We start from the raw sequence: 9036 nt of genomic DNA on the forward strand, positions 1-9036 counted from the left end.
TGTTTAAATAACACCCTTTTTGTTTCTCCCCTAATATTCAAGGATTGTGAATTCCGTACGACGATTTAACTGGTGATCGGCTTTCGTGCATTTGACACCGTTGGCGCAGCGATTAAGCAATTTCGTTTCGCCGTAGCCTTTTGCTTTTAAACGATCACTGCTGATACCTTTGGAAATTATGTAATTAACGGCAGATTTCGCCCTGCGCTGAGACAGATCAAGGTTATAAATATCAACACCTCTTGAATCCGTGTGAGAAGCCAGCTCAATTTTAAGTGTTGGATTCTCTTTCATGATTTGCACCAGTTCATCCAAAACTTTTGCGGCATCATGTCGAATTACCGTTTTATCGAAGTCGTAATAAATATTTTTAAGATTGATTTTCTTGCCAACAGCAAGCTCGAGTGGTTCCAGTTTTAAGTCAACGTTCATAACTTTTGACTTATTAATTCCCTGTGTGTTTAAGTTCGCCGAATCTGCGTAAAACCCTTTTGCACTACCGCTAACTGTGTAATTGCTATTCTTATCTAGATCAAACCTGAAATAGCCGTTTTCGTCTGTCTTAGATGTCACCTTATCCGACAAATTAACTAATGAATTCAGCAAAGGCTCTCCGGTTTTTTTATTATAAACATGACCTTCTAATGCAATAACAACCGGCGTATAATCAATTTTTTGGAAGGAATAAATATCATCGCCTCCCATACCACCGCTCCTGTTCGATGACACGAAACCATTATCCTGGCCATTAACGGTAATAAAAGCGAAATCATCCCCTGGCGAATTAACAGGATATTGCATATTTACAGGTTTCGTCCACTTATCCGTGCTTCCCTTGGCTGAGAACACATCTAAACCGCCCATACCGGGCAGGCCGTCACTGGAAAAATATAAAGTGCCGTCAGCAGCCATTTCCGGAAACTTCTCATCTCCGTTTGAATTGATCTGTGCACCTGCATTCTGAGGTTTACCCCAGCTCCCATCATCCTGAAGTTGCGAGAACCAAATATCTGTTCCACCATAACCTCCAGGCATGTTTGATACAAAATATAGTACTTTCTCATCTGCACTTAATGAAGCATGGCCAATTGAATATTTCTTTACATTATTATACTTAAACGCCTTGGGTTCCTGCCATTTGCCATCAGTTTTTGTATAAATAAATAGTCCAAGGTTGTGCGTGCGATATTTTTGACCGGATTCCTTTGTCGTTAAACCATCGTTTCCTGACGAACGGGTAATGAACCACTTATCTCCGGAACGATTGCTGCTAATTGGCCCGATATGATATTTATCTAAGTTATTTATCTCTGGCCCAACCATCATTGGTTCAGAAAGTATATTATTATCTGCTCTTTTTGCGGTGAAAATTTTCAAATATGATTTTCCTGTCCATCCATATTCAAGATTAGAACTTGCAGAATCAGGCTCACCGGTGTAGTAAATTTTATCTCCAACTGGAAATACAGAAAACTCTGACAACTTGGTATTTATAGCATCTTCATTTCGTAACTTAAACACCGGAGTAGGGTTATCAAGCCATACCAGTGCAGAGTCGCAACCTGCCATATCAGCAATCACATTTTTTGTATCGCCCGTTTTGGCTAGATATTGCTGAAAGGCTGTTTTCGCTTCCTTATAATGCCCATTAGCTTTTAAAACCTGACCGTACAAAACCAGATTTCTTACATCACTTTTAGAATTTTCGGTGAGTTTTCCATACCACTCCTCAGCTTTTTCGTACTGATTCATTTTACGGTAACAGTCGGCGAGCTTTTCCAATACTTTAATTCGCACTTTTTTCGATGACTCTGCGTATCTTAAATAAATCGGCGAAGCCTTAGAATACTGATATTCTTTATAGTATTGATCTGCTTTTTGAATGTAACTCAATTGTTCCTGAGCTAAAACTCTTAATGAACCAATTAATAAAATAAAAGCTAATAAGTATCTGTTTTTCATATATTTATATTAAAAAAACCTTGGACTTAAATAACGGTCGCGTTTATTAGGAAATGTAAAACCCAACGTTATCTCATGTGATCCGTTTTGAACATCGCTTAACTGACTGATGACATAATCATACGAGTAGCCAATCCGGATCCGTTCAGAAACATAAACCTGCGCCAGGGCTGATAGGGAATTCAAATTACTTAGCGATTGATTCGCGAGGTAATTCTTGTTCCAAATTTTAACACCGGTACGATACGATCCTCCTATCCAAAACTGCGTTCCGAAAATAAACATCGCGTTCAGGTCCAAACTTGTCGGGCCTTTAAAGTCTTCTTTAACCAGCAAACTCGGGCGAAGCATAAATCCGTCTGAAAGATTAAGCATAGCACCTGTCATAAAATACAGATGTCTTGTCCGGCCCAGATTTAAGGTGTTTAATGCGTTCTTAAATAAGACACTTCGCGAGTTGCCGCCGGAAAGCATGTCCATTACCGAAGCGCCTGCGTACCATGTCGGACTATAATAATAAACTCCAAAGCGAAAATCAGGCACAAAATCGCTGATCTTGCCTGTTGGTAAAGCGAGGTCGGTTCCGCTAACAGTATTGATCATCGAACCATCGAGTGTATACTGAGCGAAACCGGCTGCAAGTCCAAAACTTAAACGCTTAGTATCGTCATCGTCCATCTGGATCCGGTAAGCGTAGTTAGCGTAAATGGATGAAACAGATTGCGGACCCAGTTTATCTGCCGTAATTTGAAGGCCCAGTCCCATTCTTTTAGTATCAGGATCTGCCACTCCGTCAATTGAAACCTGGCCGGTTTTCGGCGATCCTTCGATCCCAACCCACTGTGCGCGCATAGCAGTTTGAACGAACCACTCTTCTTTATAACCCGCGTAGGCGGGATTAATGCTTAACGAGTTGAAAATGTATTGAGTAAATTGGATATTTTGCTGAGCCGTAGAAGTCTTTACACAACCAACGGTCATTAAAATACCCAGTACCCATTCCCTTTTCCTTTTTAATTTCATCCTAAATTTGGCATTTATACCTGCCTTTTCTACCTTTTCAATAATACCCAGCCTTTATAAACTTCATTCTTATCGCCATTCTTCATGATCAATATGTAGTAATAAGTGCCTTCATTTAATCCATATCCATCCCATTGGTTCTGGTAACTCTTATTTCTGTATACTTCGTTACCCCATCTGTTGAAAACTGTAAGCTCGGCATTTGTATACCCTTCTATACCTACAACTTCAAACAGATCGTTGTTACCGTCACCATTTGGTGTGAACGCATTAGGTATAAGCAACTTATTTGCCAGAACCGTTAATCGAACAGTTGCCGTGTTTGACTCATAACCAAAACTGTTTTTAACAGTATAAGTGAAGCTATCATTTCCCACATATCCTTTAATCGAAGTATAAGTAACGGAGCCGTCAGGATTGACCGCAACTTTTCCATGATCAGGTTGGGATTTAACCATGATCGAACCGATGTTAAGCGACGTCAGTTCATCCTGAGCGCTGTCGTTATCAAGAATCGCTATTACTGAAACTTTGCCTGACTCATTATTGCTGAAGTCATCTTTTGCCAGCGGTTCAAGACCGGTTACGGTTACTATTACCACAGCCGACGAGGTATTCGCCTGGTCGAGTTTATCAGTGATCCGATACTCAAGCTTGTAAGTTCCTGCCCTTGTTCCACCTTTAACTTTAACAGTACCGTTTTCAAGGTAAACGCCATCATTTGTTGACGCAATTTGTGTTAGCGTAACATTTGATAATGAAGCAGGTTGACCATTGATTTTATCGTTTGCCAACACATTTGCTACCGTTGTACCGCCTATATAACCACTTATTGTTCCGTTATCATTCGCTGCAGCGAGGCTTGCTGATGAGACACGAACTTTTACGGTAGTCTGTTTTATATTCGACGGATTAAGTTTATCAACGACTTCGAACACCAACGTATAAGTTCCGGACGGCGTATTGGCGTCAACACTAACTTTTCCTGTTAAAGGATCAAGTTTAATATTTTGATGATCGACACTTACCAGTTTTAAACCTACCTCGTTCAAGGTCGCCGGTTTTCCGTTATATGTAACTCTTGAAAGCAGATTTTCAATCGCAACTCCACCGCTGAAACCGTTAGCGCTTCCGTCATTTGCTGCTACTGTCAGTTCCGGCAAGCCGATTGTCACGGTTACTGTAACGCTTGATTTATTCTCATTACCAAGTTTGTCGGTGATTTCGTAGGTCACAGTATAAGTGCCTGCCGGCGTTTGAGGAGCGACCATGATCGCACCGGTTTGCGTATCGATATACACGTTCGGACTTGTGCTGCTCAATTGTGTGATTGTAACTTCACCAACAGTCGGAGTAATTCCGTTATAAGTGTCATTACTTAGCACGCTAGGTACGGCTACTCCGCCTGTAACTCCGTTAACAGTACCAGCGTCGTGGACTGCTGTTATAATACCGGCAGTTACGCTGATTTCAATAGTAGCCGATTTAATACTTCCGGGATTTACCTTGTCTGCTATTTGATAAGTTAACGTATAACTTCCGGTCGGTGTATTTGGTGCTACAACTACTTTACCAGTGGTTGGATCAAGCGAAATATTTGCGCTCGTACTGCTAACCTGGGTTAATGTAATCGTGGAAACTGTCGCCTCAACATCGTTATAAGTATCGTTTTCCAAAACGTTAAAAATAACAACACCGCCATTAAATCCGTTGATAGTTCCATTATCGCTGGCCGCGGTGATCGCAGGTTTTGTAACCGTAATTGTAACGTCCGCTTCTGATGTTTTATTCGGATCAAGCATATCCGTCAACCTGTAACGAAGTGTATAAATACCTTCTGGTGTTCCCTGTGCAACATTTACAGATCCGTCAGCTGGATTTAAAGTAATTTTCGCGTTGGTACTACTTACCTCGTTCAGTTTCACATTACTAAACGTTACAGGATTTCCGTTGTAAGTATCGTTCGATAATACGTTAGAAACTACAACTCCTCCGATGAATCCGTTAAGAGACCCGGCATCAGCTGCAGCTGTAATTACAGTTGGCCTGATAGTTATCGTAAATGATTGGCTTGATGATTTATCGACACCACCATCAATGACACCACCATCATCCTTAATATAAACTGTGACGGTCACTACGCCTTCAGCATTCAATGAAGGAGTGAATGTTAAATCTCCACTTGAATTGACCTGAGGCTGTGAGCTAAATAAAGCGTTATTGCTATTTGTTACTTCAAAAGTCAATTTTTGATTTGATTCGTTCGACGGACCCGTGCTTAGGTCTGTAGCCCAATTTGTTATGATGTGAGCTCCTGAGTTTTCGAGAACAGACTGATCTAACCCAACAGTGAATGATGGAACGTCATTAACAGGAGTAATTTGTAGCGCAATCTTAACCAATACCGAACCACCATTACCGTCATCAGCTTTAACAGTGAATTCATCAGACCCATTATAATCCTGATCAGGTTTGTAGCTATAATCTCCGTTAGAATTTACAATTGCATGTCCGTGAGCCGGTAGAACACTGATGCCGTAGTTTAATACGTCTCCATCAATATCAGTAATCAGTGAGTTACCGGAAAACGATGAATCTTCGAGGATACTATTTAGAACAGCCGGAGGATTCGTTACAACCGGTAAATCGTTAACCGCGTTAATTAGTAAAGCAACGGTAGCCGATTTTACGGTACTAGATCCGTCACTATTGTACGTGGTTACGGTATAAGTGAAGCTGTCGTTGCCATTTTCATCATGCGTCGGAATAAAATTGATCGTTCCATCCGTATTAATAGCAACGGTTCCTTTCGATGGATTTGTTACTGATGTAATTTTGTAACCCGTTCCGTAGATGCCGGTTAATTTATCATTCGCTAAAACGATTAAGTCAATTTCCTGATCTTCAGTTGCGATCAAGTTGTCGTTAATAACGTCGGCATCATTATTAACGATCGTTCCGATAGCTGAAGCCTGACTGATTGTAGCGAGTCCGCCTGTAATATCACTTAAAGTAATGTTGTACGTTTCGTCTTCTTCAACAAGATTATCGTCGTTAATATCGATTGTAATTGTTTTAACTGCACCATTCACCGAACCACCGGCGAAATTCAAGGTTCCGGATTTAGCGGTATAATCGCTTCCAGCCAATGCGGTACCGTCTGCAGTAGCATAATCGAAGTCAAATGCATTTTGAATATTTCCAGTCAGTTTCACAGTAAATGTAGCAGTGCCTGCGTTTTCATTCACTGTAACGTCAGCAATAGAAATACTTGCCGCGTCGTTGTCTGAAATTACCGTTGTCACCGAGTTGTTTCCGATGGTTGCAATGCCGACTGCATCTTTAATATTTACAGTAAAGTCTTCATTACCTTCAAGAACATCGTCATTCACAATCGACACTGTAAAGCTTCGGGATGTACCGATAGCCGAACCCGCCGGGAAGGTTAACGTTTCCGGCACATAGTCGAAATCAGATCCGGAATCCGCTGTCCCCGAAGCAATGTCGGTTTTTACTGTCACCGCATCCTGTATAGTTCCACCCGCTGTTCCGGCAAGCTTAACTGTGTAAGTTATTGTGCCTGCATCTTCATTAACTGTTGTAGCGCCGCTTAGTTCCAGCGTTACACCATCGTTATCTGTGATATTCACCCTGGCAGATGTCGGGTCGGCTGTTACCTTACTGTTGCTGGTAACTGTATTCATAACCAGGTCTACCGTTTCAGTTTGTTCCGAAATGAGGTCATCTAAAACAGGAACGTCTAAATCAACGCTTAATGTGTTGGCCGGAATTACAACAGAGGTTCCAATAGAGGTATAATCACTTCCGCTAATTGCAGTTCCAGTTACGGTAAAATTAACGGTAGTAGGCGTTGAAACTTTGTTACTCAGCGTGAATTTGAACTTACCATTAGATGGTGTAGAAGATTCAGATCCATCGCTTGCGCCGCTAACAGTAACAGTCGCCTCGTCGTTATCTGTAATTTGGATTATCGCTTCTGATTTATTGATAGTTACCAATCCGCCTGTGATATTCTGCAATAAGGCTTTAATATCTTCGGTAAGTTCAACGATGTCATCGTCATTAACAGCGATTGTAAAGCTACGCGTAGCGCCGGCCGGCGAGTTGTCAACAAATGACAGTGTTCCGTTGGCAGCCGTATAGTCGTCTCCATCTAATGCTGTTCCGTCGGCAGTCGAATAGTCTACATCAAATGCATCCTGAACAGGATTATCAAGAGTTACTGTAACCGTTGCATTGCCAACGGCTTCGTTTACAGTGATATCTGCAATAGAAATGCTTGCGTTATCGTTATCCGTGATTGTAACCGACGCTATCCCATTAGCGATAGATACCAGTCCACCGGTTATATTACTTAATGTCACTTTAAACTGCTCAGATTTCTCTAAGAAATTATCATCAGTTATAGGAACTTCTATCGTTAATTGTGTATTAGCGGGCGAATTAGCCGGGAAAGTAAGTGTTCCTGTCTTTGAAGTGTAATCGCTTCCCGCTTTTGCAGTATTATCTGACGTCGCATAGTCAACTTTAAATTCAGCCTGAACTGAGTTGTTCAATGTTACCGTCAAAATCGCCTTTCCTGCAGATTCATCAACCGTTACATTCGCTATCGAAATACTGGCTGCTTCATTATCATTAATAGTTACAATTGCTTCCGCTTGCCCTATCGTTACAAGAGGAGTACTCAGATTACTTAAACTAACTTTAAAGTTTTCTATTCCTTCTAAAATCGCATCGTCAATTATAGGAACCTCTATAGTTTTGATTGTACCTGCAGCAGAATTAGCTGGAAACGTCAATGTTCCACTTACTGCCGTATAATCGTTTAGAGCTTCCGCACTATTATCCGAAGTAGTATAATCGACGGCAAATCCATTCTGGACAGCATTGTTCAGTGTTACTGTCACGCTAGCTTTCCCATCTGCTTCATTTATTGACACATCAGCAATCGAAATACTGGCTGCATCATTGTCTGTAATTGTTACAGTAGCTTCGGATTTACTAATAGTGACCAGATTTGTGCTGATGTCGCTTAACGTAACTTTAAAATCTTCTGTGGCCTCGCGAATCAGGTCGTCATTAATTGATATTTCAAATTCTTGAACAGATCCGGCCGCTGATCCGGCAGGGAATGTCAATACTCCGGATGCTGAACTGTAATCGTTATCACCAACTTTGGCCGAGTTATCGGATGTAGTATACTTTACAGTAAACTGATCCTGCACGGCGTTACTAAGCGTTACCGTCAACTTGGCCTTTCCAGTCGCTTCATTTGATGTTATATTAGCTATAGATATGTTCGCAACGTCATTATCTGTAATGGTTACTGTTGCTGCTGCTTTACTGATCGTTACCAGGCTGGTGTTCAGGTTGCTTAAGGTAACTGTGAAATCTTCTGATGTCTCGACGATGGCATCATCGTTAATCGGTACCTCGATTGTCAGCTCTGTGCCTGCCACTGATCCGGCAGGGAAAGTTAATGTACCCGTTTTTGCCGTATAGTCACTGCCTGCTTTGGCCGTATTATCTGACGTGGTATAGTCGAAGGTAAAGGCATCCTGTACCGCATTGTTCAGCGTGACTTTCACTACCGCTTTAACATCTGCTTCATCGACCGTTAAATCGGCAATCGAAATATTGGCGGCATCATTGTCGGTGATCGTCGCCGTGGCTGTACCTGTTCCTATCGTTACCAGGCCGCCCGATACATTGCTGATTTCTGCCGTGAAGTTCTCTGAACTTTCCACCACGTTGTCATCGGTGATATCTACCGTAAAGCTTTGCTTGCTGCCTGCTGCCGAGTTAGCCGGGAAGGTCAGTGTGGCTGTTTTAGCCGTATAATCCGAGCCCGCTTTAGCCGTGCCGTCTACCGTCTTGTAATCTACTGTAAACGAACCGGCCACTGCTGCATTCAATGTCACCTCGAAAGTGATCGTTCCTGCACTTTCGCTTACCGAAGACGGTACCGCTGCAATACTGACCGTTGCTGAACCGCTATCCGAGATATTCATCGTCGCTGTCGCCGGATCC

General features: G+C 42.0%; 3 protein-coding genes. All 3 read right to left on the minus strand.

The genetic code is table 11. The features are described from left to right. Positions 1 to 30 precede the first annotated feature (30 nt). Genes GS399_RS14490 through GS399_RS14500 form a run of 3 tightly spaced genes read right to left on the minus strand, consistent with a single transcriptional unit; the run spans position 31 to position 9017 of the window. Positions 31 to 1962, minus strand: coding sequence for an OmpA family protein (locus GS399_RS14490; protein WP_160845357.1), 1932 nt, complete (start codon positions 1960 to 1962; stop codon positions 31 to 33). 9 nt (positions 1963 to 1971) lie between these two features. Beyond that, on the minus strand, positions 1972 to 2985 hold the full coding sequence (locus GS399_RS14495; protein WP_160845358.1) for a PorP/SprF family type IX secretion system membrane protein: 1014 nt from the start codon (positions 2983 to 2985) through the stop codon (positions 1972 to 1974). 29 nt (positions 2986 to 3014) lie between these two features. Beyond that, the gene (locus GS399_RS14500; RefSeq protein WP_237487955.1) at positions 3015 to 9017 is read right to left on the minus strand and encodes a Calx-beta domain-containing protein; all 6003 of its coding nucleotides are present in this window, start codon (positions 9015 to 9017) and stop codon (positions 3015 to 3017) included. Positions 9018 to 9036 lie beyond the last annotated feature (19 nt).

This window comes from Hufsiella arboris (assembly GCF_009834875.1).
GTDB classification, from domain to species: domain Bacteria; phylum Bacteroidota; class Bacteroidia; order Sphingobacteriales; family Sphingobacteriaceae; genus Hufsiella_A; species Hufsiella_A arboris.

Bases quoted from the DNA above. Each gene is read 5' to 3' on its own strand.
- GS399_RS14495 (WP_160845358.1), bottom strand. From the start codon at position 2,985: ATGAAATTAAAAAGGAAAAGGGAATGGGTACTGGGTATTTTAATGACC.
- GS399_RS14490 (WP_160845357.1), bottom strand. From the start codon at position 1,962: ATGAAAAACAGATACTTATTAGCTTTTATTTTATTAATTGGTTCATTA.
- GS399_RS14500 (WP_237487955.1), bottom strand. From the start codon at position 9,017: ATGAATATCTCGGATAGCGGTTCAGCAACGGTCAGTATTGCAGCGGTA.